The following is a 26,115-nucleotide window of genomic DNA, read 5'->3' on the forward strand; positions in this document are numbered from 1 at the left end:
TGAAAACTCAAATTCAAGTAGAAAAAACATCCTACTATGACAATTGAGAACGGAAGAACAACAGCCCCTGCTTACGTTAATCAGCTCACTGATGCAGTGAAATATGATCTTTTACCTTTACTAACTGTAGGTGATGAAGTTCCTTTATTAGAAGGCACATTTGGTTCTTACACTGTTAATGACGAAGAAAAGTTTGCATTTGCTGGTATTCCTGATGGTTTAGGAGTCTATGAGACTAGTGATGCCTACTATGTCTTTGTAAACCACGAATTAAGAAATGAAGACGGCGGCACAGTAGATGAAACAGATGTTTCTAGAACTGTTCCAGGACAAATCAAAGGTGCTAGGGTTTCGCTATTTCAGTTTGATAAAAACTGGCAAATAGTTGGCGGTAAGAACCTAATTGACAAGATTGTTGACAGTCAAGGCAACGAACTCAGCACAATTACTGTGACACCCGATGGTGTTACTCAAACCGGAGATTTTGCTTTTAATCGGTTCTGTTCCGCATACCTAGCAGAAAGCGGCTTTGAAGGTGGGCCAGTATTTTTTGCCCCAGAAGAAGGCGACGGGACAACAGACATAAACCGAGGCTGGGCAGTCACAACTGATGGTACAGCTCAAGCTTTAGATGGTTTGGGACGTTATAGAAAAGAGAATATCCTGGCTGCATCTCAGTATCGTGCTGAAAATTCCGATAAAACCGTACTAATAGCGTCTGAAGATAACGGTGATGGCGAACTTTATATGTTCGTGGGCAATCAAACCGATGCAGACCCCAACGGCTTTAAAGATGGCGAACTTTACGTTCTTAAAGTCACAGATTATGATGATGAGTCCTTACCAGAAGGGCAACAAGCAAGTGCTACCTGGACTAAAGTAGATAGAAACGTAGTCTATGACACCAAAGGTACTGAAGATCGGTCTGATGACACTCCTTTACCAGATGGTTTGCAACTAGCGAATTGGGTAAATAGCAGCGATCGCTCCACAAACTTCCGTAGAATTGAAGATATTGCCGAAGACCCCAATCATCCAGGTACTTTTTACTTTGCCACAACTGGAACTAACGACGAATTAGCCGACGGCACACTAGAAAATCCCTACGGCAAACTTTATCGTTTTAGCCTCAACTCCACAGACCCCACAGCTACAGTCAACAACTTTGAATTAGTCCTCACAGGTGGCCCTGGAAATGGTGTTAGTTTTGACAACGTGACAGTTGACAAAAACGGTCATGTTCTATTAATGGAAGATGAAACCGCCGGTGGTGGTGATGTCATGGAAGCCGAAGACCGCAACGGTCGAGTTTGGTCTTACGACATTGCCAAAGATCAAGTCAAGCCACTGTTTGAAATTAATCAGCAAGTAGCCGGTGAAGCTTTTGACAACGGCACTGGTGGTTGGGAATCATCAGGGATTATAGAATTGCCCAATGAAGACTTACCTAGTGATAGTGCCTACCTGTTCAATGTCCAGGCACACGGCATCAAAAACGGAGTTGACCCGAGTCAACCAAATATTCTCAATGGTAATTATGTAGAAGGCGGACAACTGGTTGCCGCACTCCCTCAGATTCCTCTAAAGCCAGTTCAAAACGGTCGAACAACTGATCCTACTTACGTCAAAGCATTAGATGGATCAGATTATCGACTCAATCCATTGTTGACAGTAGGAGACGAAGTACCCTTACTAGTCGGAGAGTTTGGTGCTTATGCTGCCAGTGGTAGCGAAAAGTACGCCTTCAATGGCATTCCTGACGGTTTAGGAATTTATGAAACTGACGATTTCTACTATGTCTTTGTCAATCATGAATTAGGTAATACAGCCGAAACAGACATTTCTAGCACCATTCCCGGACAAATCACAGGTGCTAGAGTTTCACTATTCCAGTTCGATAAAAATTGGCAAGTAGTTGGTGGCAAAAATCTGATTGAGAAAGTAGTAGATAGTCAAGGCAACGAGTTAAGCACAATTACTGTTACACCTGATGGTGTTACCCAAACTGGAGACTTTGCTTTTAATCGTTTCTGTTCCGCATACCTAGCAGATAAAGGCTTTGTCGGTGGGCCGATATTTTTCGTTCCAGAAGAAGGCGGTGCAGATTCTCGTGGTTGGGCTATAAATACTGATGGTACAGCTCAAGCGTTAGATGGACTGGGACGTTACTCTAAAGAAAACGTGTTTTCGGCATCTCAGTATCGTGCTGATAATTCCGATCAAACTGTACTGATATCAACCGAAGATAACGGCGACGGCGAACTGTACATGTTTGTCGGAAATCAGACAGAAACTGACCCCAATGGCTTGCAAGATGGAGAGCTTTACGTCCTTAAAGTTACCAACTACAGCAATGAGTCCCTACCTCAAAATCAGCAGTTTGCTGCCAAGTGGACTAAGGTCGATAGAAACGTAGTCTATGACACTAAAGGTACTGAAGATAGCTCTGATGATGTGGCTCTAGATAGTGGTGATGCTTTATCTGATTGGGTGAATGCCGATAATCGCTCTACAAACTTCCGTCGGATTGAAGATATTGCCGAAGATCCTCACAACCCAGGAACTTTCTACTTTGTGACCACAGGTACAGAAGATAACAAAGCAGGTGATGGTGAAGCTGCCACACCAGCAGAAGCCGAAAACCCTTATGGCAAGCTGTATCGCTTTAGTTTGAATCCCAATGACCCAACGGCTACGATTACTAACTTTGAACTGCTAGTTTCAGGTGGACCAGAAACAGGAGTTAGCTTTGACAACGTTACAGTTGACAGCAACGGTCATGTCTTATTGCAAGAAGATGAGACAGCCTTTGGTGGCGATGTCATGGATGCTGAAGGCCGAAACGGTCGGGTTTGGTCTTATGACATTGCCAGTGGTGAAGTAACACCTCTGTTTGAAATTGACCAGCAGGCAGCAGGCGAGAAGTTTGATAACGGTACTGGCGGTTGGGAATCCTCTGGGATTGTGGAAGCCGATAGTAATCCTCAACTCGGTCGTAGTTCCTACCTATTCGATGTCCAAGCTCATGGTATTCAGAACGGCGTAGACCCCAATCAATTAAACGTCCTCAACGGTGATTATGACCAAGGTGGTCAGCTGCTGCTAGCTACACCTGTGCCAAAAGTTGAGTTAGTAGGTTTCGCTGCTTTACCTGCGGATACTTTCAGTGAGGGGCCAGCTTCTGGTGAAGACATTTCCGCTAATGGTAGAACAGGGCCTTTCCCAGGACAGCCAGTTCAAGGCTTCAGCGGTGTACAATTTGCCAATAGTAACTCTGTTTACTTTCTGTCAGATAATGGCTACGGCAGCAAAGATAATAGTGCAGACTATTTACTGCGTATTTATCGCACAGACCCGAACTTCAAGGGAACAGAAAATGGGGATGGTAGTGTTAAAGTTTTAGATTTCATTCAACTGTCTGATCCCAATAACAAAGTTCCTTTTTCAATTGTGAATGAGGGAACTAACGAAAGAGCGCTGACTGGTGCTGACTTTGATGTAGAGTCATTTGTTTTTGACAAGGACGGTAGTATTTGGGTCGGAGAAGAGTTTGGCCCTTACCTATTACATTTTGATGCCACTGGTAAGTTATTGGAAGCTCCCATTGCCACACCTGACCAGTTTAAGACTTTAGATGGAGAAGCGCCGAAAGTCATCGGTCACAGAGGCGCTAGTGGCGATCGCCCAGAGCATACTTTAGAGTCATATAAGCTTGCAATCGAAAATGGTGCTGATTTTATTGAGCCTGACTTGGTAGTTACTAAAGACGGTGTGCTAATTGCTCGACATGAACCTGCACTGGCAATTTTGAACGCTGATGGTAGTGTTAATTTTACTAACACAACCACAGATGTTTATAATCATCCAGAGTTTAGCGATCGCAAAAAAACAGTCAGCTTAGATGGCAATGAAGTTACAGGTTGGTTTGCTGAAGACTTTACTTTAGAAGAAATCAAAACTTTAGGAGCAATCCAGCGTCTACCTTTCCGTGACCAATCTTACAACAGTCAATTTGAGATTCCTACCCTCAAAGAAATTATTGACTTAGTTAAGGATGTAGAAGCTGATACAGGTAAAAAGATTGGCATCTACCCAGAAACAAAGCATCCCACCTACTTTGCCGAAGAAGCTACTTATGTCGGTACTACAGACAAAATCAACAGAAATATCAGTGAACTTTTAATCCAGACATTGAAGGATAATAACTTCACTGATCCCAGTCGGATTTTTATTCAATCTTTTGAGGTAAATAATCTCAAAGATCTCCACGATCGCATCATGCCTAACGCTGGGGTGGATATTCCCCTTGTGCAACTTTTAGATGCAGCTGGCATTGAACTCGACGGTAAGCTGATAGAAAGTCAACCTTATGACTTAAAAATCAGTGGTGACTCACGCACCTATGGCGACTTGCGGACTCCCGAAGGCTTGGCTGATGTTGCTAAATATGCTGATGGTATTGGCCCTTGGAAACGGATGATTGTGAGCGTCAAAGGTACTGACGCTGATGGTGATGGCAAAGCAGATGATGTCAATCAAGATGGAGCAGTCAACGACGCAGACATGTCGCTGTTACCTCCTTCTACTTTGATTCAAGATGCTCACAAAGCAGGTTTGCAAATTCACCCCTACACCTTCCGTAACGAAGACAACTATCTAGCAGCCGATTATCAAGGTAAGCCAGAACTAGAGTTTCAACAGTTCTATCAATTAGGGGTAGATGCACTGTTTACTGACTTCCCCGGTACAGGAGATCAAGTCAGAGATTTTGTGAGTGATCCTCAGAATAACTTAGTGCGATCGCCACAAAATCCCGATGTACTGACGGGAGATGCCTTGGCTAACTTGGGCGGTTCTAAAGGTTTTGAAGGTGGAGCCATCAACGCCAGCAAAACCAAGCTTTATATGTTGCTAGAAGGTACAGTTCAAGGTGATCCGGCTGGGGCTTTGCGAATTAACGAATTTGACCTTGCTAGTCATAAATACAGCGATCAACTACGCTACTATAAACTGGATGATCCTTCTCATGCGATCGGTGATTTCACAGTCATTAACGATAATGAATATCTCGTGATTGAACGGGATGGTAGTCAGGGAGATTCTGCCCAATTCAAGAAAATCTTCAAGGTAGACCTGTCTAAAACAGATGCTAACGGCTATGTAGCCAAAGAAGAAGTTGTAGACTTGTTAAATATCAAAGACCCCAACGATATTAATGGGGATGGTAAAACTACCTTTGATTTCCCATTTGTCACTATTGAAGACGTAGTAGTTGTTGACAAAAATACCATTTTGGTAGCTAATGACAACAACTATCCCTTCTCTACAGGTCGTCCAGGAGATGATCCGCAGAATCCAGTCATAGATAACAACGAAATAATTCTCCTGAAATTAGAGAAGCCTCTTGATGTTGCTCCTGGTGTAGGTCAGCCCCAAGCTGAAGAACCTAATTTTGGTTCTCCTACCAGCGATACTATTACAGTTCAACCAAATCAAACCTTATTCACAGGTGACGGCGCAGATTTTGTCGAAGGTACCACAGGTAATACAATTCAGACTGGCAATGGTGAAGATACGGTGCTGATTGGCAGTAAATCTTCAGTGTCCGCAGGCGATGGTGATGATAGTATCTTTGTCGGTCAAAACGGTGGTGCTAGCAACACAACCGCCGATGCTGGCAATGGTGATGACCGAATTACTGTAGTCGAAGCCAGTGGTAGCAATAACTTATTGGGAGGCGCTGGTGATGATACTCTGACAGTAGTTGAAGGTTCTGGTCAATCGTTATTCGGCGGCTCAGGCAACGATACCCTCCAGAGTAACGGCAGCAATAACCGTTTGTATGGTGGTTCTGGTGATGACAAACTCTTCGCCAATGAAAATGACACTTTGGTTGGTGGCGATGGTGACGATGCACTATTTGCTGGTCAAAAAGGTGGCAACAGTCTCACTGGCGGTACTGGTGCTGATCAGTTCTGGATTGCTAATGCCAGTCTCCCAACTAGCAAGAATATTGTTACTGACTTTACAGCAAGCATTGATGTAATTGGTGTTGGCGGTATTGGAGTTACTCAGTTTAGTGACCTCACACTTCTGCAACAAGGTAGCGATACTTTGGTGAAAACAGGTAACACTGAGTTGGTTTCACTATTAGGAATTACCTCAAACAGCCTGACTGTAAGTAACTTTGTATTCTCTTAGTACAGTGAGTCAACTTGTTTACAGTTAGTTAAGCTAAGTTTATTTTCTAAATGCGGGGAAGTGTTATTTCCCCGCTTTTGTTTGCATAGCTAATAATTTGTAGTAAAGACTTTAGTCCTAAGAAAAGGGCCAAATAGTAAAAAATGGATAAATATTTATACTTTGATACATACTAGTTTCCATGTCAAAATTTAAATTAATCAAATATACTGATTAATCTAATGATAGGTAAAATTCTGGATGGGCGCTACGAAATTATCAGCAAACTGGGAGAAGGTGCTTTTGGTACTACTTACCTAGCCATTGATAGGAAGTTGCCTGATCAAGCTCAGTGTGTTGTCAAGCACTTCTCACCTAAATCAACAGACCCCAATACTTTATCTCATGCACGACGGCTATTTGAGAATGAAGCTAAAGTTCTTAACCGCTTAGGTAGTCATGACCAGATTCCGCGCTTGTTGGCACATTTTGAAGAAGACCAAAAATTTTATTTAGTTCAAGAGTTGATTGTAGGACATGACTTAAGTTGCGAAATCAATCAAAATAATCGGTGGAGTCAAGAAAAGGTAATTGCTTTATTGCAAAATATCTTAGAAGGTTTAGAGTTTGTCCATCAGCATCATGTGATTCACCGAGATATTAAGCCCTCGAATTTAATGCGCCGTCAACAAGATGGCAAGATAGTACTAATTGATTTTGGCGCAGTCAAACAAATAAGTTCTCATGCAGTCAACGGACTGGGACAAATGGTAACGACAGTTTTAATTGGCACACCTGGCTATATGCCCAGCGAACAGGGTCAGGGTCAGCCGAGATTATGTAGTGATGTTTATGCAGTCGGAATTATTTGTATTGAAGCTATTACTGGTATAAAGGTTAACCAATTACCCAAAGATCATCTTACAGGCGAGATTGTCTGGCGTAACCACGCACAAGTTAGCCCACAGTTTGCAGACATTTTAGACAAAATGATCAAGTATGACTTTCGCCAAAGATATCAGTCGGCGACAGAAGTTTTACAAGCCTTACAAAGTTTAAAATCAACTAATTCCCCTACAAAATCGCTTTTATGGAAAGTAATTATTGGTGTTGGAATAGCTAGTGCAGTAACTATTACTGCTTTTATCTTCATCTTAAAAACAGATATTCGTAATTTGGAAATTTATAATAATACAGTCTATGGCATTCAGATTAAATATCTTCCACAATGGCAAAAAACTGTAACTCCTGATCGGATAACTGGTAACTTAGTTAAATTTGTTTCACCAAAACAAGGTGACTCAGATCCTTATCAAGAAAACGTTAATTTAATTGTTCAAGATTTACCAGAAAATAATCAAGATTTAGAGCAATTTACTAAGTTTTTTCTTGATGGGATTAAGTTGTCTAATGCAAATACAAAAATTATCGAAGAAGGTAAAACTCAAATAGCCAACAGACCAGCTTATCGAATTGTTTACACTCTTGAAGAAGAAGGAATTAATATTAAACGCCTTCAAGTTTGGATGGTCAAAAATAATAAAGCATATATTATTACTTATACAGCAGATGTCAGGAAATATTCAGAATATTTGTCAATTGCTCAAACAATGATTAAGTCATTTGAGGTGAAGTAATAAATCAACCGCTTTGCAGAAGTCAAAAGTCAAGACTTTGGCTTCGTAGCAGTTGAGCGCACTTGTACTGAGCGAAGTCGAAGTAGTCGAAAATTAGCCTTGATCCTGAACATATCGGCTACGCTCGATTGAGTCACAGTCGAAGAATCAACGAACGATATTCTCAATAGATAAAAAGTATGGAGTTTATGAGGTTTATTTCAATAGCTATGGTAAAGGTAAGAAACAGAGTACAGAAAAAATAATAATTTCCTGAGTGAGTTTTTTCAAAAATCAAATATGAATCCTATCTTTAAATCATTTGCAGTAACAGAGTCTACTTCCGAAAAATTATTTATTTTTTGCCTTTAAATAAATATTTACATTATTTAAATAATGTGATTCTTGTTTAATGGTAAATACATAGTATCTATCTATATTTTCATGATATTCTCAGTAAAACTACCGGAAACTACCAAATTATGAAACCTCAGTTATTTTTGCAGGTGCTAACAGCTGGTGTAATTGCTGTAGGTAGTGTCGCTACCATAATTGCACCCAGTAAAGCTGAAGCTAAAACTTACTTTTGTGAAAGCGATAACGGTATATGGACTACATTTGCCAAAAACTATAATAATCAAAAGATTCCTGTGATTCGCTGGGTGAAGAATTTAGGCAATTATACTCCACAAAAACGGTGTCAAGCAGTATCTACCAGATTTCAGAGTGCTTATGAACAAGGCATCTTAAATTACCTCACAACAGGAATTTCTGGGAGACAAGCAGTTATATGTGCTGCTAGTCAATACGGTGGCCCTTGTAGTCAATTATTATTCACACTCAAGTCGCATCACGACGCAAGTTCAGTACTTCAAAACCTTGTCGAAATTGGTTATAAAGCTCGTGGGCCAATTCTGCAATCTGAAGATGCTTCTTCTCAGATATACATCGACATGAATGCCTTACTGAACAAGAAAGAACTACAGGGTAACAATTAGCTAAGTGCAGGGTCAATAGAAACAGTTGTATATATATTTACAATGCAATATTAAGCAACATGAGACAAAAATTAATGTATAAACGCTCATTGGCTCTAATTGCCTGGATGGGTACATTGTTGATGTTGCCTATACAAGTTGTTAATTTGAGCATGTTATCCCCCAAAGTTTCTGCTCAACAACCAACCTCTCAGCTATCTGAAGAACAACTTAAACGTCTGGCTCAATCAATAACCGTCAAGATTTTATCTGGAGAAAATAGTGGCTCCGGAATTGTACTTAAAAAGAATAACCAAGTTTATACGGTTATTACTAATCAGCATATTTTGGAATCTGGAACTACTGCTAAAATCCAGACAGAAGACGGAAAAATATACGCAGCTAGCTTAGTTAAGGGTGTCAACTTTCAAGGCAAAGATTTAGCTTTGTTGCAGTTCCGGGCTAGCGCTAACTATACTGTAGCTCCTCTAGGAAACTTAGCAACGGTAGCAGTTAATGAACCAATATATGCAGCCGGATTTCCGTCTCAGGGGTTTATTTTCAAAACAGGACGAGTGTTATTAATACCAAAGCAAGCTTTCAAGGAAGGATACCAAATAGGATATAGCAACGAAATCGAAAAGGGGATGAGTGGAGGCCCGATACTGAATCGGCGGGGGCAAATAATTGGTATTAATGGTATCCATGCCTATCCTCTTTGGGGTAATCCTTATGTATATGAAGATGGTTCTCGACCGACTGAAGCTCTGCAAGATTTAATGAGCCGTTATAGTTGGGGGATTCCTATTCAAACATTGGCTCGCTTGGCTCCTCAGTACACTTCTAAAGCATCTTTGCCGGCAGCAAACATACCCTCCACTTCAAATCTGCCCCCGATCGCCAACGAAGTCAACAACATTGCCCAAGAAATTACGGTGCGAATAGATGTACCAACTTTACGGGAGTGCAGCGGGTCGGGAGTAATTGTTAGCAAACAGGGAAACACTTACAGTGTGCTGACTGCGGAACACGTAGTTAGAGGATCACAAAAATGCGATCGCACTGTTTTAGAAGTAATAACCCCCGATGGCAAGCAATATCAAATCAAGGTAAATAATAGCAACCTCAAAACCTTGCCAGAGACGGACTTAGCACTCATACAGTTTACTAGCGACCAAAATTACCGGGTTGCTACCTTAGCAAACTACGACATAGTTAAAGATGATGGGTTTATTTTTGTTTCTGGGTGGACAGGTTTAAAATCCGGAAACGGAGATACACAGCGGCAGTTTACATCGGGGAATGTTGCATCAAAACAAATTGGGTCTTTTGTAGCGAAAAACTCTTTATCTTTGAGTTACGGATATGGACTAACATATACCAATTTTACAGAGCAAGGAATGAGTGGTGGCCCTGTGTTAGATATCCGTGGGCGCGTCATTGGTATTCATGGAAAATCAGAACTCGAAGAAATTACAGATCAAGCTGGGCAAAGACGCTTGATAACATTGGGTTTAAGTTTGGGAGTACCCATCAGTAGCTTTGTTCGCTGGTCGCAGTCAGTTGGCATGGCTCCTATATTGAGAGTGGAGAATACTGCACCACCGCCACTAACTACCGAAGAAACAAAATCAATTCTGGAAGCTTTATTTAAAATAAAAAAACCTAGAGATAATGCAGATGCCATTGATTGGCTCAATTACGGCTGGCAAGTGGCGCTCAATTCTCAAGGTGAGTCATTCGGAAAAAAAGAACGAGAGGAAGCAATAAAAGCTATTGACCGAGCAATTCAACTTCGACCTAACTTTTACCAAGCTTGGTATTTACGTGGTTTCACGCAAATAGCTAATGAAGAATATCAACAAGCCTTGAACTCCTTTAATAAAGCCACACAAATTGAGCCAAAATTCTCTCCTGCTTGGCGCTTGCGTGGACTGATGCTTGCAAATTTAGAACGATATTCAGATGCGTTGGAATCCTTTAACCAAGCGGCAAAATTAGACCCTGATGATAGTGGCATTCAGATCTTCCGTAGTATAATGCTAGCCACAGCGCGGCGTTTCCCAGAAGCATTAGAAATAGCAAACCGACTTGTACAAAAGAATCCTGGTTCTTGGGCATACTTTGCCAGAGGTACAGCACGTATTGGCACAGGAGACTTACAAGGAGCGATGGCTGATTTAAACGAAGCAATTCGTTTGAATCCAGAATACATTGAAGACACAGCCTACTCACTTCGAGGAACACTCCGTGCTAAACAAGGAGACTTAAAAGGAGCGCTAGCCGATTTCAACGAAGCTGTGCGTTTTGACCCTGAAGATGCTAGTAATTTTAAGAACCGTGGGGAAATTCGTTTTCAACAGAAAGACTATAAAGGAGCAATAGCCGATTTCAACGAAGCTATTCGTATCAAGCCTGAAGATATTGAGGCTATCAAAGCTCGTGGAGCAGTCCGCTTTCTACAAAAAGACTACAAAGCAGCAATAGCCGATTTGAGTGAAGCTATTCGTCTCAAGCCTGAAGATAGTGAGGCGATCAAACTTCGTGGGTCAATCCGCTTTCTACAGCAAGACTACAAAGGAGCAATAGCCGATTTCAACCAAGCTATTCGACTTAAGCCTGAAGATGCCGATATTTTCTATTATCGAGGTCTTACCCAGGTTCAAGCAAAAGACAATCAAGCAGCGCGTCAAGATTTTCAAAAAGCTGCCGACCTTTATAAGCAACAAGGAAAGGCGAATGATTATCAAAAAGTATTGGCAAAAATGAAAGAGATTCAGTAAGGTATTGCACTTAAATATCTATAAATTCAGAGGATAACAAAAACCAGAGTAGGTAGTAAAAGCTGATTTAAAGGTAGACTTTGGAGATGAGCGATCGCTTGCAAAAACTCTAAGTTCCTCAACAGTATTTATTTTGGTAGGAGTTTAATTCAAGTATATTTATATGAAAGCTGCCCAATTTGCAATTAAACCACTAAAAAATACCCAGTTCTGGCTACTAGGAATAGGAGGAGGCTTAATTGCAATTCTCCTGACCATCACATGGAGATCTGGAGATCCTTCTCATCTAGGCATGAGTGTTCTGTTTTTATTAGCTGTAGCCTCTATGGTTAATGACAAACACAAAAGCTTAACCTTAGAAAGTGATATTTTTTCTAGCTTTTTAGGTGGATTAATTATTGCTTTTGTGTTATGGCAAAGTGCCACTTTAACTAATGGTAAGTTACTGGGAATATTCACTCACATATCACCCTTTATCTCTGCATTAGGTCTTGCTTTACTCGCTTCTAGTTTCAAGAAATTAAAACAGTTTTGGCAAGAACTCACAATCATGTTTTTTCTTGGTATACCAAAATTATTACTATCTTATCCGATAGATATCTCCCCATTAACTGCCAAATTTTCGGCTTTATTACTTTGGTATTCAGGTTTTGAAGTATCTCTTAAAGGAATTTATATAAACTTGCCAACAGGAAGTATCAAGGTTTATAGTGGCTGCTCTGGTGCAGAATTAATTAGTCATTTATTAGGAATCGCCGTCATTTGTTTGCTAATGTTTCCCTTAGAACGTAAAAAATTAATTATCGTACCAATTGTGGCTGTTATCTCAGCATTTATTATCAATGGGGTAAGAGTAGCCGTCTTAGCAATAGTCATTGCTCAACAAAATACCCAGGCATTTGATTATTGGCATGAAGGGGATGGCTCTCGACTATTTGGGATATTTGGGGTACTGATGTTTGGTTTATTTTACCTTTTCATGCTTCGGCAGCAGGAAGCAAAAAACCAAGATATTGCGGAGTCTTAAAGGCTATGTATTTATGGCAAAAACTGCGAATTATATTTTTAGCTATAACCTTAGGCAGTATTGTATTAGTATTTATTAGGATTTTACAAACTCAGCCTATAAAAAAGCCAAAATCAGAAGAAGCGAGACGCTCCCAAAATATTATTTGCATAGTTTCCCCTAAAGTGAGAAACTATGATGTTGTTTCTTAATATCAAAATAATTGAAAAAAAGTAAAGACCAGAACTTACGCAAAGTATCTCTTAAACTCTTATTCCTCAGCGTACTCCGCGCGGCAGTCGCTCATGGAGGAAACCACGGCAGTTCCTACAAGTCGGGGAACCCGCCCAACGGACTGCCTCCCCATGACCGCGCTGCCTTGCCTCTGCGGTTTTATTCTTCCATAACTTGTGTGTAAGTCCCAAAGACTATACAGAGTTTGTATATATAAACTCATTTTTTCTATATCTTTCAATCTTCATAACTGTCTAGTGTTTTGTCCAATTTTTAATATCAATCAATCCCCTTTTTTATATTTTTCTAGGAACATGACAAAATCAAGTAGCGATAAATTTATCCCCTTAATACAAGAGCTACAAGAATTTGCTTTTAGCCAAGTAAGCTCAATGACTCTTTTGAGAATTTTGGGCTATGGTCTATTGCTACTAGCTTTATTTGACATCATAGAGATGTTAATTCCATTGAGACTGATGAATCCCTCTTGGGAATTTCAAACCTTCGGCGCATTAGTTGAACGAGTACCAGTACCTTTGATTGGATTAACATTGATATTTTATGGAGAACTACATGCACGAGCCAGATGGGAATTTCTGACTTTGAAATTTTTCTCTTGGCTTAGTTTATTACTGGCTGTGTTGTTTTTATTAATGATTCCTTTAGGAGTTGGTAACACTGTCAGACTCAATAGACAAAGTTATGCTCAAATCAATACAGCATCCCAGCAACAAATGTCTCAGGCTGAACAGGTAGAAAAGCGATTACAGCAAGCTACACCACAACAAATAGATAATTTTTTAAAGAGTCAGGGACGCTCAACAAATGCTAAAAATCCTCAAGAACTAAAAAGCCAAATTTTATTAGAAGTCTCTAAAGCTAAGGAACAAATTAAGAGTCAAGCACAAGCAAATCAATCGACTCAGCGGCTGAATTTACTCAAAAATTCTGTGAAATGGAATATTGGAGCTTTAGTTTCTGCTGCCTTATTTTTTACCATTTGGAAAGTAACTCAATGGGCAAGAATAGGTAGATAAAAGATTAATCTCGAACAACAAGATCCCCGGCTTCTCAAAGAAGTCGGGGATCTGAATCCTAGTGATACTTGCTGTTTTAAACTTTTGCTAGTTCCGGCGAGGGACGCTTGCTGTTGCGAATAGCTGTAATTGCTTCAGCATAATCTTTAGCGTTAAATACAGCTGAACCTGCCACAATTGCATTAGCTCCTGCTTCTAACACTTGCCAAGTATTGTTTGCCTTTAACCCGCCATCTACTTCAATCCAAGGGTCAAGGCCGCGTTCGTCGCACATTTGACGCAACTTGCGAATTTTAGGTACTACCGTAGGGATAAAGCTTTGACCGCCAAAACCAGGGTTGACGCTCATAATCAGTATTAAATCACAAAGCTCTAGAACATATTCAATTAGCTCTAAAGGACTACCAGGATTAAGTACTACTCCAGCTTTCTTACCAAGCTCTTTAATTTGACCTAAGGTGCGGTGCAGATGTGGCGAAGCGTTGTGTTCGCAGTGTACAGAAATAATATCAGCTCCAGCCTTAGCGAAACCTTCTACATACTTTTCTGGTTCCACAATCATCAAGTGGACATCCAGTGGTTTTGTTGTAATTGGACGAATTGCCTCCACAACCAGAGGGCCTATCGTAATATTAGGTACAAAACGACCGTCCATTACATCAACATGAATCCAATCTGCTCCTGCTGCATCTACGGCGCGAATATCTTCGCCCAGACGACTAAAATCGGCTGATAGGATAGATGGAGCAATGACAATGGGCTTTTTAGATAGGTTTTGGGTCATGGTTAGTGGGTTTGTAAGCGTCCTCGTCTGTAAGCATTGTAACAAAACATTGCGCGATCGCTCATAACTTTGATCCCGTCTTTTTTGTCAGAGTTAATAGATGAAGGAGAATAGTAGTTCTTAACTTCTCACTCTTAACTCTATAACTCTTAATTCCTAACTACTAATCAAATGACTAAAAAACTAAGCTGGATAATTTGGGGATTGAGTACTTCTTGTTTAAGTGCGCCAGTACTGGCTTCAGCTTTACAAAGTTTCTTAGGAACTAACGGCATTGATGTTTTAAAACTACACCAACCTCCTTACAATTTGACTGGTCGTAAGATTGCTATTGGTCAGGTAGAAATTGGTCGTCCAGGAATGTTTGGTTGGGATAAAGCTGTGTCTAAAAATCGTGCTGTATCCTTAGCTGGTGTGTTCTTGCGTAATGGACGAGCCAAGTCTAATAGCGGTGTTGACCCCCACGCTTACAATGTTGCTGGTGTTATGGTCAGCCAAGACAAAGCTGTACCTGGAGTTGCTCCTGGAGCGAGACTATATTCGTCTGCTGTGGGTTCTACAAAAAACATGGGTCAGCCGGAAGAATGTATATCAGCACAGCATATAGCTTCACAAAATGGTGGTGATGTTCGAGCGATTAACTTTAGCTTTGGTGAATCTCTTAATCGTGATCCGCGGCCAGAAGCGACTTTGGACGGTAAAGCTTTACTAACATTGTGTGTTGACTGGTCTAGTCGCTTTCATGATGTTGTGTATGCGATCGCAGGCAACCAAGGTAAAGGAGGTATTCCTATCCCTACAGATAATTTTAACGGTATAAACGTGGCTTTTTCATCCCGCCGAGGAGGAATTTTTAATAAAGTTGACGTTTCTAATCTAGCGGGTGCTAACCAAGGAGTCAGTGGTCGTTTAGCTGGTAAGGAGTTTAATCTTGATGGACGACGTGCCATTAGTTTAGTAGCACCTGGTAATAATATTCCCTTGCTCAATCCAGATGGCAAATTAAACAAAGTCACAGGTACAAGTTTTGCAACGCCTCAAGTTACCGCTACTGTTGCCTTATTACAAGAATTTGGCGACCGACAGATGCGGACAAAACAACGTAATTGGAGCATTGATAGTCGTCGTCATCAAGTAATGAAAGCTGTATTACTCAATTCAGCAGAAAAAATTCAAGATAGCGGCGATGGTTTACGGCTGGGAATGACGCGGACGCTCATTGATAAACAAAACCTAGATTGGTTAGCTTCTGATGCTTACAAAGATGCCACAATTCCCTTAGATTCCCAAATGGGAACAGGTCATTTAAATGCGTTTCGCGCTTATCAGCAATTTAGTTCTGGTCAATGGCAACCATCAGTTTTTGTACCTGCCATTGGTTGGGATTATCGCACAGTTAATGCTGGAACTTCGGCAGAATATTTATTAGCTAAACCGTTAAAGCAAGGAAGTTTTGTTGCTGTCACCTTGACTTGGGATAGGTTAGTCGAGTTAAACGATAAAAATAAAAATCAACAATTTGATGTTAACGAAAATTTCCGCGATCGCGGTTTGAATAATCTTGACCTCTATTTAGTCAAAACTGATGCGAAAAATTCTGATGCTGCTACTGTTTGTTCTTCAATTAGTCCAGTTGATAGTGCAGAACATATTTTCTGTCCCGTTCCTGTTACTGGGAGTTACAAAATCAGGGTTCAGTTTCGCCAACAAGTCAACGAAACAACTCAACCTTATGGTTTAGCTTGGTGGAGTGTTCCTGTTAATTGAAGTAAATATGGCGTTTCTCGTTTTAGTAAGGTATATTTCGTACTGTTTAAATATGGGGTTTCACCCTACATACTCTTCTCGTTATTATGTGCATATACAACAATTAGGTTGGGAGCGATTTCTGTGCGTGGGTTCCCCCCGTTGAAGAAAGTGGCGTTTAAGCACAGCGAACCCCAACAAAACAACGCAAATGTTGGGTTTCCTTACGTCAACCCAACCTACAATCTACCTACAATAAAATCTATTTTGCGCTTAAAAACAGACCTTAGTCCTTAATCTATTTTTCCGATTAAGAGTGTATTGCACACAACCAAAAAACTTAACAAGCACAAAATGTATTAAACAAACATTAGATTTATTTATGGTTATTAACATAAAATACTTGCTCATTTAAGCAATACGTAGTTTACAATACATTTACTCAAAACTTTAGACATTATTCCCAATCAAATCACTTCACAAATTAGCTTTAATAAGCCGGAATCACTAACCTGCATCAGTTCCCTTTTATTACTTCCAACTGCTGACTGTTACCAAAACTGTAACCATCGAATATTTTTGCTGTAATCAAGGCAATATTTAACAATTGACACATCAATTAGCGTCAAACTTTACAAATAGCTAAAAACGTTTTGTAAGCGAGGTGACAGAATGAATCGGCAAAAGTTGAGTGGTGTAAGAGAAAACTTTTTGCAAAGACGTTATGGTGTGAGTCTAGGAAGACGTTACGTTTTAGCAGCAGCTAGTGTTGTTTTATTAGGCGTATTAGGATGTTCTCAGATCAATAACAGCGCGAGTACGAATGCGCTAGTGAAATCTGAACCACCTCGCTCGGAGTCTCCGTTACAAAAAAAAAATGACCCCTGATACAAAGCTTGTGAATGCTAATAATCAATTTGGCTTCAAGCTGTATTCAGAAATTATCAAAAAAGATAGTAGTCAAAAGAACATTTTTGTTTCACCTGCGAGTGTAGCGATCGCCCTTACCATAGCTTACAACGGTGCTAGTGGCTCCACTCAACAGGCAATGGCTAAAACCCTGCAATTTCAGGGTATGAATCTCCAAGACATCAACTCTGCTTATACAGCATTAAAAAAACTGCTAGAAAATCCTGATGAAAAAGTGCAACTGACAATTGCTAACTCGCTGTGGGCGAACAAAAATACTAGCTTACAGCCAGACTTTCTCCAGAAAACCCAGGATTTCTATGAAGCAAAGGTGACAAATTTAGACTTTCAAAATGCTACAGCTCCCAGCACCATCAATAACTGGGTTAATGAGAGTACACAAGGTAAAATCAACAAAATAGTTGAAACGATTCCACCCGAACAAGTGCTATTTCTGATTAACGCCATATATTTCAAAGGGAAATGGAGCAACGAATTTGATCGAGGTCAAACTGCTGAATATCCCTTCTATCCTATATCTGGTAAGCAGAAGCAGCACCCAATGATGTCGCAGAAGGGTGACTACAAATACTACGAAAACGAGCAATTTCAGGCAATTAGTTTACCTTATGGCAAAGATGGCAAAATCAGCTTCTATATCTTTTTGCCGCAAAAAAACTCGAATCTCAAGGCATTCTACCAAAACTTAAATTTTGAGAACTGGGAAAAATGGATGTCTCAATTTAAGAAGCAGGAAGGCTTTATTCGTTTACCCCGTTTTCAAACCGACTACAACGTTACACTCAATGACGCGCTAAAAGCTTTGGGTATGGAGGAAGCTTTTACTAACAAAGCCAATTTTTCCGGCATCGGTAAAAATTTAAGCCTTAGCCAAGTTCAGCATAAAACTTTTGTTGAAGTGAATGAAGAAGGTACGGAAGCAGCAGCAGCTACGGCGGTAGGAGTAGTGACGACATCTTTAAGACAAAAACCAGAACCATTTCGGATGATTGTTGATCGCCCCTTCTTTTGTGCAATTAGAGATAATCAAACAGGGAGCATTTTATTTATGGGTGCAATAGTAGAGCCTCAGTAGAAAGTTACACAAAAACTTTCAGGAACTCTTACAGCAAATTTCATGTGGATGAGGTACATTTCCTTAGTCTCTAATCCCTAGTCCCTAGCCCCTCTCTTCTTAAAAGACGTACTATACCCAACCGAGAAACGCTGTATACCTTTTCTTTGTGTGCTTTGCGTCCTACCCTGCGGGAAGCCGCTGACGCGTCTATGCGGTTCGTTTCTATCCAATAATCTCTAAAATCAGGACTTTAGTCCTGACTACGAACGAAGATTGATTTTGAACTTGCTTAAGGTAACGTTGGTTCCGAAACATTCATATTCTTTTTGGCTTCAGCTTTGGCAGATTCTTCTGATTTAACGGGTGTAGTTATCTCTTCAGTGGCCATGCTCTCGTCTGCTTCATTAGTTAACTTTTGAGGACGTAAAGCAGTTAATGCAGTTTTAATAATTACAGCAGTTGGTACAGCCACAATCACACCTAAAAGTCCCCCTATTCTGGCTCCTGTCAACACAGAAATGAGTATCCAAACTGGATTTAAGCCAGTAAAACTACCTAAAATACGAGGGGCAATAATGTTTTCTAAAATTTGCTGGACAATAACGGCTGCTAATAAAACTCTGGTTCCCATCCAAAAATCTTGCAGTGCCACTAATAAAGTAGTGAGAGTTATACCCACAGAGCCACCAAAAGGAACCAAGGCCATAATGCCGATAGTTAAGCCAAATAACAAGCCAAATGGCACTTTCAGCCATAAAAAAGTGGGAATGAGCGCTGATGCCATGCAAATAGACAAAATCAGCTGGGTGATGAAAAAGTTTTGAAAGCTCAGACGTACTGTTTGAGAGAAAGGGGCGCGAAATCTAGTAGGAAGCCATTCTACTAAACTCTGCCAGAGTTCACCTCCATGCTGTAAAAGATAAAAAGTCAAAACCATCGTCAACAGAAAATCTAGCAAGCTTGTGAATGTGACAACAGCTAGATTTAAAACTTGTCCAGCGATCGCTTGTAGTTGTCCCTTGACGCGATCGTTAATTTGCACCACCAACGCATCAAGATTAATTGGTAAGCCAGCAATTTCTGCTTTTTCGTTTAACATCATTAACTGAGAGCGTCCAGAGTCAATCAATTCAGGTAAACGAGCCACCAATTGCTGAGCTTGGGTAAGGGCTAAGGGAAACAGAGTTACACCCAGCGCCAATAAAACCGATAAAGCTAACAAAAAGACTAGAATAGCGACTTGCTCTCGTCTTCCACCCTGACGCTCCATCCAGGTAACAGGGTAGTTGAGCAGAAATGCTAGAACTGAGGCTCCGACTAAAATGACTATTAGAGAGTGAAAATAATGAAAAATTGCCGAAACAGCCCAGCCATTGAGAACTAATAGTGGAGCGCATAAAGCGATCGCCCCGATTTGAGCTATTGGTGTGAGTGTTTGCCACCAGTTGACTAGCTTGCGTGTCTGCATCTTTAGCCGATTGCGGGATAGAACTAAGTTAAATCTTGGTTTACAGCTTATTATCTCTAACTACATCACCAAATTTCATCCCTCTAGTTTAGGATTAGACTCATCCCAATGGACAATTTTGAATCAATTGGCAATATAGGCAGTAGTGAAATGGAGACAAAAGAACAAGAAGACGCAGAAAATAAGGCAATAGGAGATAATTTTACCCATCCCGAATTTTTAAGATCCAGTCAAAATACAGCTACATCAAAAAGACAATTACTGTTGTATTTAATTCCAGTAATTGGATTTTTTCCATCTTTGTGGACTCTCTATCGCCATCAAGGTAGTCGGGAACAACTAATCGTGAGTCGTCTGTCTATTACTCTGGCATTTACTTGGTTGTTGGGTTACTTTTTGTTAGCAACTGGTGCAGAAAATTCAGCATTTTTCACATTGCGTTTATTAATTCTCAATAGCTTTCTCACATCTAGTTATTTTTTAGTGAGTGTCTGGTTGATGTTTCGCATTATTCAGGGTAAATCTAGTCGTTTACCGGGTTTTAGCAATTTTGCCGAGCGTATACTGGGTAAATACTGACCTTAATTTCTACAAGCGATCGCTAGATTAGTATTCTTACTTAAATGCTTATAAATAACAGATTATCTACTACTAGATCTGGTCAAATTGCCTTATTGTTGTCATACTGCAAGACAACATCTCCAAATTTGCCACAAATAATGGGGAAATGCTGCTAAAAGTGTTGTAGTTGAAACAATAGTGAACAACTCAGCCAAATTCATTAAAAGTTAACTATTATGAGTTAATTTGTCTGCATCTTATTTTTAGTCTGCAAATTTACCGAATTTGATTCAGTTAAGTGTGAGGAAATCTGTGACCATTCAAAGAACTTCGGTGGAAGGAAACCAGTTGTCAAATACTCCCAATTCCAAAGACAAAAATTCTCCGACCTCAAAATCAGCACGTTGGCTTTGGTTTTGGGTGGGTATGAGTGGTATTGCAATGGTATCAGCAACAGCAGGGGCGCTGTTAGCTGTTTCTTTGACTAGTACACCGTTGCAGCAAGCCCAGCTAAGTGCTAAAGACGAAGCAGTTTTTGATGGCGATCGCATTTCTGGTGGTGGCTTGCGATTTTCGGAATTAACTCGCCCCGTCAATCTCTTAGTTATGGGGATGAGTGTACTACCACCAGATATTCAAAATCCTCCTGCTGAAACCAAAGACCTGAAATATTTACCCCAGGTCAACTCTTTTGATGGTCTTTCGGATGTGATGCTTTTGCTCAAATTTGATCCAGAGACAAAAAAAGTAGCCATGCTTTCTATTCCCAGAGATACCCGCATAGAAATTGAAGGGCATGGTACAAGAAAGATTAATGCTGCCAATCTAGAAGGCGGGCCAGCTTTGACTGCTAAAACAGTCAGTAATTTGTTGGGCGGAGTAGGAATTGATCGCTATGTCCGAATCAACGTTTTGGGAGTAGGCAAACTAATTGATGCTTTGGGTGGGGTGACAGTCTATATACCCAAAGACATGAAATACCAAGATGATTCCCAGCATCTATATATTAATTTGAAGGCTGGTAAGCAGCACCTCAATGGTGATCAGGCACTACAATTATTACGTTTTCGCCATGATGCATTAGGAGATATTGGGCGGATTCAGCGCCAGCAAATGGTACTGCGGGCTTTGATGGATCAGACCCTTAACCCCGTAACTGTGGCTCAATTACCTAAAATTCTTAATGTAGTTAAAGAACACATTGATACCAATTTAACAGTTGAGGAATTAGTGGCATTAGTGGGTTTTGGAGTGCGAACTAATCGCTCAAATATGCAAATGTTAATGCTGCCAGGTCGCTTTAGCGAAAAGAACGAGTATGATGCTAGCTATTGGCTACCCAGCAGACGTGGTATTGCCAAACTCATGACTCAATATTTTGGCTTAGAATCTGTAGAATCATCCAGCGAAATACCACATTTTACTGACCCAGGTTCTTTACGGGTAGCTATTCAAGATAGCACAGGTAGCGATCGCTCTCAACTGCGACCCTTGCTGAGAGCCTTAGAAAGAGCTGGCTATCGTAATGTTTATATATCTAAACCTTGGAGTGAACCTTTAGAAGTTACTAATATTATTGCTCAGCAAGGAGATGGTGAAAGTGCTGAATCAATCCGCAATTCTTTAGGATTTGGAGATGTACGCGTAGAAAGCACTGGCAATCTCGACTCGGATATCAGTATTCAAGTAGGTAAAGATTGGTTACAACAAAAAGATATCTTTTTTGAGTCTCGGTAAAGGGCATGGGGCATGGGACACTTGTACTGAGTTTCGACACTTCGACAGGCTACTTCGACTACGCTCAGTACAAGTCAGTGCAGCGCTGCGCGGCAATCGAGTTTCGACTACGCTCAACTGCCGCGTAGTCGAGATTCAACTACCGCGTAGTCGAAGTATGGGGCATGGGGAAGAGAGAGTTTACCATTCTGTTAGGGCGATCGCTATTCCTTGTTGCAATTCTGATCTAAGTGTGGGGTCATTTGTCAAGTCTTGCAATTGTTGATGGGCGACTTTTTCATCCAGTTTTTTCAGTGCTGCGATCGCGTGTAGTCTCACTACTTGATTTGGATCTGCTAGTAACAAAATTAATGGCTTAATTGCCTGTATATTGCCTAACTGCCCTAAAGACAGGGCAATCGCACTTTTAATATTGGCAATTTTGATGGCTGGATGCTGCGATCGCAGTACATGCATTAAAATTTCTGCGGCTGGTGTGGTTAACTGCGGTTTTTGTACTCGCCCCAAAACTGTAACAATTTCTTGCCAAACCGTCTGTGACGTACTTTGATCAAGGGCTTTTTGTAAATATTTCAAACCAGATAGTGTTTCTACCCAAATCAAAGCACGGATGGATTCTAGTTGTAGCAGTTGTGGTGTATGGGGTGATACCAATATCTCAAATAAATGCTTGGTAGCTTCGTCGCAACGCATTCGAGAAAGGGCAATCGCCGCTGCACAACAAATCTCAAGATTCAAGTCATGAAGTCTTGGTTGCAGTTCTGTCACTAAATCTAATTCTGTACATAAATCAGGGCGAAAACCTAAACCCAAAACTGCTGTACGTCTGACTATGGCAGATGTATCATTCAAGGCATTTAATAATACTGGTGGTACACGTTGATCATGAAAACTGCTGAGGGCTTCTAATGCTGTGGCGCGTACTTCTGCTTGGTCATCTTGTACTACACTCAACAGAGGTGTGATAATTTCTCTGCTGTGGATATAAGCAAGCGATCGCACTGCCACAAGTCTGGTATTTTCTTGTGTTAAAAGTTCGGCAAGTTGAGTAATAGCAACAGAACCCATTTGTCCTAATGCTGCGGCGGCGATCATTTTGAGTTCTTCATCCTCACTGGTTTTTAGCAAATCCACCAAAGAACTGATCGCATCTGGATGTTGAAATTCGCCTAAAGTCCGCGCTGCATACCAACGCAATTCTACTTCTGCCTCTTCATCTTCTAAGATTTCAATTAATGGCAAAATGGCAATATTTCCTAAACGAGTCAATACTTTAGCAATTTCCCAACGTTCTTGAAAATCTCCTTTTTCTAAAATCGAAATTGCTAATTCTAGCAGTTGTTCTGGATTTGCAGAGTCTTCTGCCAGAATCAACTGCTGTAAATATTGAACTAGCAATGACCAATCAGCTACATCATGTGCTGCTTGTGCTTGCACTAAAAGCTGCTTGAGATTATTCACCAATTTTGAATTTAGGTTTGCTTAACTACAACTGAATTGCCCTCAATTTTGGCGGTGTAAGTTGTCAAGGGTTTAGAAGCTGGGCCTTTCTGCACTTTACCGTCAGCCTCAAATTCAGATTCGTGACAGGGACATAAGAATGTTTTTGTTGACGGTTCCCACCCTACCGTACATCCTTTATGAGTACAAGTAGGGTTAACAGCAATGAGATTGGCAGTTTTAGATGTACCAACTACTAAAACAGGCCCAACAGGCGAGTTTTTATTCAGCAATTGACCAGTTTTATCTAATTCTGCTGAAGTGCCTACTGTTTGCCAATTTCCAGATGTTGAAGATGTTGGTGTGGTAGTTGCTGAAGATGTAGGTGTGCTTGTTTGAGAAGAACAGGCAGCAATTGCCACAGGTAGGCTGCTAGCTATCCAACCCAAACCTACCCAATTGATAAAATCACGACGTTTCATGGCTAATGAAATTATGTGTAAGCTGTAACTAATTTTTTATACTATGCGTAAAACGCATTAAATTGATACATATTCAGCATTTTTACTAAAATTTTGTAGCTATTTATACGATTCTATCAAAAAAATCACCTTAATCTGGCAAGTATCGAAATTGTTACATAAACAGTAACTAAGTCCTTTTGATAAGTCTTGCAAATGCAAAAAATTTCAACTTTCCTCTAAATTAATTACGAAATCACCTTTAGCTTGGGATAGTCAATGTAATTTAGTAATTCGTAGTTGCAATTAGTGGTTGCTCTGTCCCTCTTAAAATTACGAATTACGAATTACGAATTATTTAGTTAGATTATGACAGATACAGGAACTACTACTAAAACCAGCCTAAATAAGTTCGAGAAATTCAAAGCTGAAAAAGATGGACTCGCCGTCAAGGGGGAGATAGAAAAATTTGCCTCTTTAGGCTGGGAAGCAATAGATGAAACAGACCGCGATCATCGACTGAAGTGGATGGGTGTGTTTTTTCGCCCAGTGACTCCAGGCAAATTTATGATGCGGATGCGGATACCTAATGGTGTTCTTAATAGTAATCAGATACGTGTTTTAGCGTCAGTGGTGCAGCGTTATGGTGATGACGGTAGTGCTGATATTACAACAAGACAAAATATCCAATTGCGGGGAATTAGAATTGAAGATTTACCAGATATCTTGAATCGATTTCACACAGTTGGATTAACCAGCGTCCAGTCGGGGATGGATAATGTCCGCAATATCACAGGTGATCCTGTGGCGGGGTTAGATGCGGATGAGTTGTATGACACACGAGAGTTAGTACAACAAATTCAGGATATGTTGACTAACAAAGGAGAAGGTAATCCAGAATTTACCAACCTACCTCGCAAGTTTAACATTGCGATCGCTGGTGGACGAGACAATTCAGTTCATGCGGAAATTAACGATTTAGCCTTTGTTCCAGCCTTTAAAGAAGAAAATAAAGTCTTCGGTTTTAATGTTTTAGTTGGTGGCTTTTTCTCAGCCAAACGCTGTGAGGCGGCAATTCCTCTTAATGCTTGGGTGTCTCCAGAAGATGTGGTAGCTGTATGTAGAGCGGTTTTAGAAGTTTATCGTGACCACGGCTTACGTGCGAATCGGCAAAAATCCCGCCTGATGTGGCTAATAGAGGAATGGGGTTTAGAAAAGTTTCGTTCCCAAGTTGAAGAACGTTTGGGTAAGTCATTATTACCCGCAGCTGCAAAAGATGAAATTGACTGGGAAAAACGCGATCATATAGGGGTATATAAACAAAAACAATCAGGATTAAATTACGTAGGCTTGCACATTCCTGTTGGTCGGTTATATGCCGAGGATATGTTTGAAATTGCCAGTCTGGCAGAAGTTTACGGCACTAGTGAAATTCGCCTGACTGTTGAACAAAATATTATTATCCCCAACATTCCTGACTCACGTTTAGCAACATTTTTAACAGAGAATCTTTTAGAAAGATTTTCAACTAATCCTGATTTATTGACGCGATCGCTCGTTTCTTGCACAGGCGCACAATTTTGTAATTTTGCCCTGATTGAAACCAAAAACCGCGCCCTAGCAATGATTAAAGCTTTAGAAGCCGAGTTAATCCTCACTTCTCCAGTCCGCATTCATTGGACTGGTTGCCCGAACTCCTGCGGACAGCCGCAAGTTGCAGACATCGGTTTAATGGGAACTAAAACTCGCAAAGATGGCAAAACCGTAGAAGGTGTAGATATCTACATGGGTGGCAAAGTTGGTAAAGACGCTCATTTAGGAACCTGTGTTACTAAAGGCATTCCTTGCGAAGACTTGCAATCAGTATTGCGACAACTACTGATTGAAAACTTCGGCGCACGCTTGCGAGAAGTAGTCACAGTTAGGAATTAGGGAAGAGAAAATTTTTTTTGGCGTTACTGAATCGAGGTATGAACTTGAAAAATTCAAAATAAAAAACTCTTAACCTTTGCGTCTTTGCGCCTTTGCGTGAGACTAATCAATATTTCCACTCAGCAACACCAAGAGTTTTTTAATATCCAATCAGGGCGATCGCATC

General features: G+C 40.6%; 14 protein-coding genes and 1 pseudogene. 11 read left to right on the top strand and 4 right to left on the bottom strand.

Annotation, left to right across the window (positions count from 1 at the left end):
• Positions 1-36 precede the first annotated feature (36 nt).
• The 6 genes from QI031_RS31575 (at position 37) to hpsJ-A (ending at position 13,833) form a co-directional block, all read left to right on the top strand.
• Entirely contained in the window at positions 37-6,201 is a 6,165-nt protein-coding gene (locus tag QI031_RS31575) for an esterase-like activity of phytase family protein (RefSeq protein WP_343217852.1), read from the top strand.
• 221 nt (positions 6,202-6,422) lie between these two features.
• Positions 6,423-7,817, top strand: a complete 1,395-nt coding sequence (locus QI031_RS11490; protein ID WP_281485288.1) for a serine/threonine-protein kinase — start codon at positions 6,423-6,425, stop codon at positions 7,815-7,817.
• 461 nt (positions 7,818-8,278) lie between these two features.
• Positions 8,279-8,794 carry a COP23 domain-containing protein gene (locus QI031_RS11495; protein WP_281485289.1) on the top strand — a complete coding sequence of 172 codons (516 nt, stop codon included), beginning with the start codon at positions 8,279-8,281 and terminating at the stop codon, positions 8,792-8,794.
• Between the two features lie 74 nt (positions 8,795-8,868).
• Entirely contained in the window at positions 8,869-11,556 is a 2,688-nt protein-coding gene (locus QI031_RS11500; RefSeq protein WP_281485290.1) for a serine protease, read from the top strand.
• A gap of 163 nt (positions 11,557-11,719) precedes the next feature.
• A complete protein-coding gene (crtA, locus tag QI031_RS11505) occupies positions 11,720-12,583 on the top strand; it encodes a cyanoexosortase A (protein WP_281485291.1) in 864 nt (287 codons plus the stop codon).
• Positions 12,584-13,110: 527 nt separating this feature from the next.
• Positions 13,111-13,833, top strand: a complete 723-nt coding sequence (gene hpsJ-A / locus QI031_RS11510) for an HpsJ-like protein, cyanoexosortase A-associated (protein WP_281485292.1) — start codon at positions 13,111-13,113, stop codon at positions 13,831-13,833.
• Positions 13,834-13,909: 76 nt separating this feature from the next.
• Here hpsJ-A and rpe read toward each other — a convergent pair whose 3' ends face one another.
• A complete protein-coding gene (rpe, locus tag QI031_RS11515; RefSeq protein ID WP_281485293.1) occupies positions 13,910-14,617 on the bottom strand; it encodes a ribulose-phosphate 3-epimerase in 708 nt (235 codons plus the stop codon).
• A 171-nt stretch (positions 14,618-14,788) separates the two neighbouring features.
• Between rpe and QI031_RS11520 the strand changes: the two genes are divergently transcribed.
• Together QI031_RS11520 and QI031_RS11525 are read left to right on the top strand one after the other, a co-directional pair.
• The gene (locus QI031_RS11520) at positions 14,789-16,384 is read left to right on the top strand and encodes a S8 family serine peptidase (protein ID WP_281485294.1); all 1,596 of its coding nucleotides are present in this window, start codon (positions 14,789-14,791) and stop codon (positions 16,382-16,384) included.
• Positions 16,385-17,035: 651 nt separating this feature from the next.
• Positions 17,036-18,368, top strand: a pseudogene (locus QI031_RS11525) (serpin family protein).
• 271 nt (positions 18,369-18,639) lie between these two features.
• Here QI031_RS11525 and QI031_RS11530 read toward each other — a convergent pair.
• Complete coding sequence (locus QI031_RS11530; RefSeq protein WP_281485295.1) at positions 18,640-19,818, bottom strand: AI-2E family transporter; 1,179 nt, start codon at positions 19,816-19,818, stop codon at positions 18,640-18,642.
• A gap of 108 nt (positions 19,819-19,926) precedes the next feature.
• Here QI031_RS11530 and QI031_RS11535 point away from each other — a divergent pair, with 108 nt between their 5' ends.
• On the top strand, positions 19,927-20,397 hold the full coding sequence (locus QI031_RS11535) for a hypothetical protein (protein ID WP_281485296.1): 471 nt from the start codon (positions 19,927-19,929) through the stop codon (positions 20,395-20,397).
• Positions 20,398-20,691: 294 nt separating this feature from the next.
• A complete protein-coding gene (locus QI031_RS11540) occupies positions 20,692-22,116 on the top strand; it encodes an LCP family protein (protein WP_281485297.1) in 1,425 nt (474 codons plus the stop codon).
• 180 nt (positions 22,117-22,296) lie between these two features.
• Here the strand turns inward: QI031_RS11540 and QI031_RS11545 are convergent, their stop codons facing one another.
• Both QI031_RS11545 and QI031_RS11550 read right to left on the bottom strand, forming a co-directional pair.
• Positions 22,297-23,580, bottom strand: coding sequence for a HEAT repeat domain-containing protein (locus QI031_RS11545; protein WP_281485298.1), 1,284 nt, complete (start codon positions 23,578-23,580; stop codon positions 22,297-22,299).
• 8 nt (positions 23,581-23,588) lie between these two features.
• Complete coding sequence (locus QI031_RS11550) at positions 23,589-24,038, bottom strand: QcrA and Rieske domain-containing protein (protein WP_281485299.1); 450 nt, start codon at positions 24,036-24,038, stop codon at positions 23,589-23,591.
• 348 nt (positions 24,039-24,386) lie between these two features.
• Between QI031_RS11550 and QI031_RS11555 the strand changes: the two genes are divergently transcribed.
• On the top strand, positions 24,387-25,949 hold the full coding sequence (locus QI031_RS11555) for a ferredoxin--nitrite reductase (RefSeq protein WP_281485300.1): 1,563 nt from the start codon (positions 24,387-24,389) through the stop codon (positions 25,947-25,949).
• The last annotated feature ends 166 nt before the right edge of the window (positions 25,950-26,115 follow it).

Origin of the sequence: Halotia branconii CENA392, from assembly GCF_029953635.1 — a bacterium.
In the GTDB taxonomy this organism is placed as follows: domain Bacteria; phylum Cyanobacteriota; class Cyanobacteriia; order Cyanobacteriales; family Nostocaceae; genus Halotia; species Halotia branconii.

What these genes read in the sequence shown, in the direction of transcription:
- QI031_RS31575 (WP_343217852.1), top strand. Translation starts at nt 37, where the DNA reads ATGACAATTGAGAACGGAAGAACAACAGCCCCTGCTTACGTTAATCAG.
- QI031_RS11490 (WP_281485288.1), top strand. Translation starts at nt 6,423, where the DNA reads ATGATAGGTAAAATTCTGGATGGGCGCTACGAAATTATCAGCAAACTG.
- QI031_RS11495 (WP_281485289.1), top strand. Translation starts at nt 8,279, where the DNA reads ATGAAACCTCAGTTATTTTTGCAGGTGCTAACAGCTGGTGTAATTGCT.
- QI031_RS11500 (WP_281485290.1), top strand. Translation starts at nt 8,869, where the DNA reads ATGTATAAACGCTCATTGGCTCTAATTGCCTGGATGGGTACATTGTTG.
- crtA (WP_281485291.1), top strand. Translation starts at nt 11,720, where the DNA reads ATGAAAGCTGCCCAATTTGCAATTAAACCACTAAAAAATACCCAGTTC.
- hpsJ-A (WP_281485292.1), top strand. Translation starts at nt 13,111, where the DNA reads ATGACAAAATCAAGTAGCGATAAATTTATCCCCTTAATACAAGAGCTA.
- rpe (WP_281485293.1), bottom strand. Translation starts at nt 14,617, where the DNA reads ATGACCCAAAACCTATCTAAAAAGCCCATTGTCATTGCTCCATCTATC.
- QI031_RS11520 (WP_281485294.1), top strand. Translation starts at nt 14,789, where the DNA reads ATGACTAAAAAACTAAGCTGGATAATTTGGGGATTGAGTACTTCTTGT.
- QI031_RS11530 (WP_281485295.1), bottom strand. Translation starts at nt 19,818, where the DNA reads ATGCAGACACGCAAGCTAGTCAACTGGTGGCAAACACTCACACCAATA.
- QI031_RS11535 (WP_281485296.1), top strand. Translation starts at nt 19,927, where the DNA reads ATGGACAATTTTGAATCAATTGGCAATATAGGCAGTAGTGAAATGGAG.
- QI031_RS11550 (WP_281485299.1), bottom strand. Translation starts at nt 24,038, where the DNA reads ATGAAACGTCGTGATTTTATCAATTGGGTAGGTTTGGGTTGGATAGCT.
- QI031_RS11555 (WP_281485300.1), top strand. Translation starts at nt 24,387, where the DNA reads ATGACAGATACAGGAACTACTACTAAAACCAGCCTAAATAAGTTCGAG.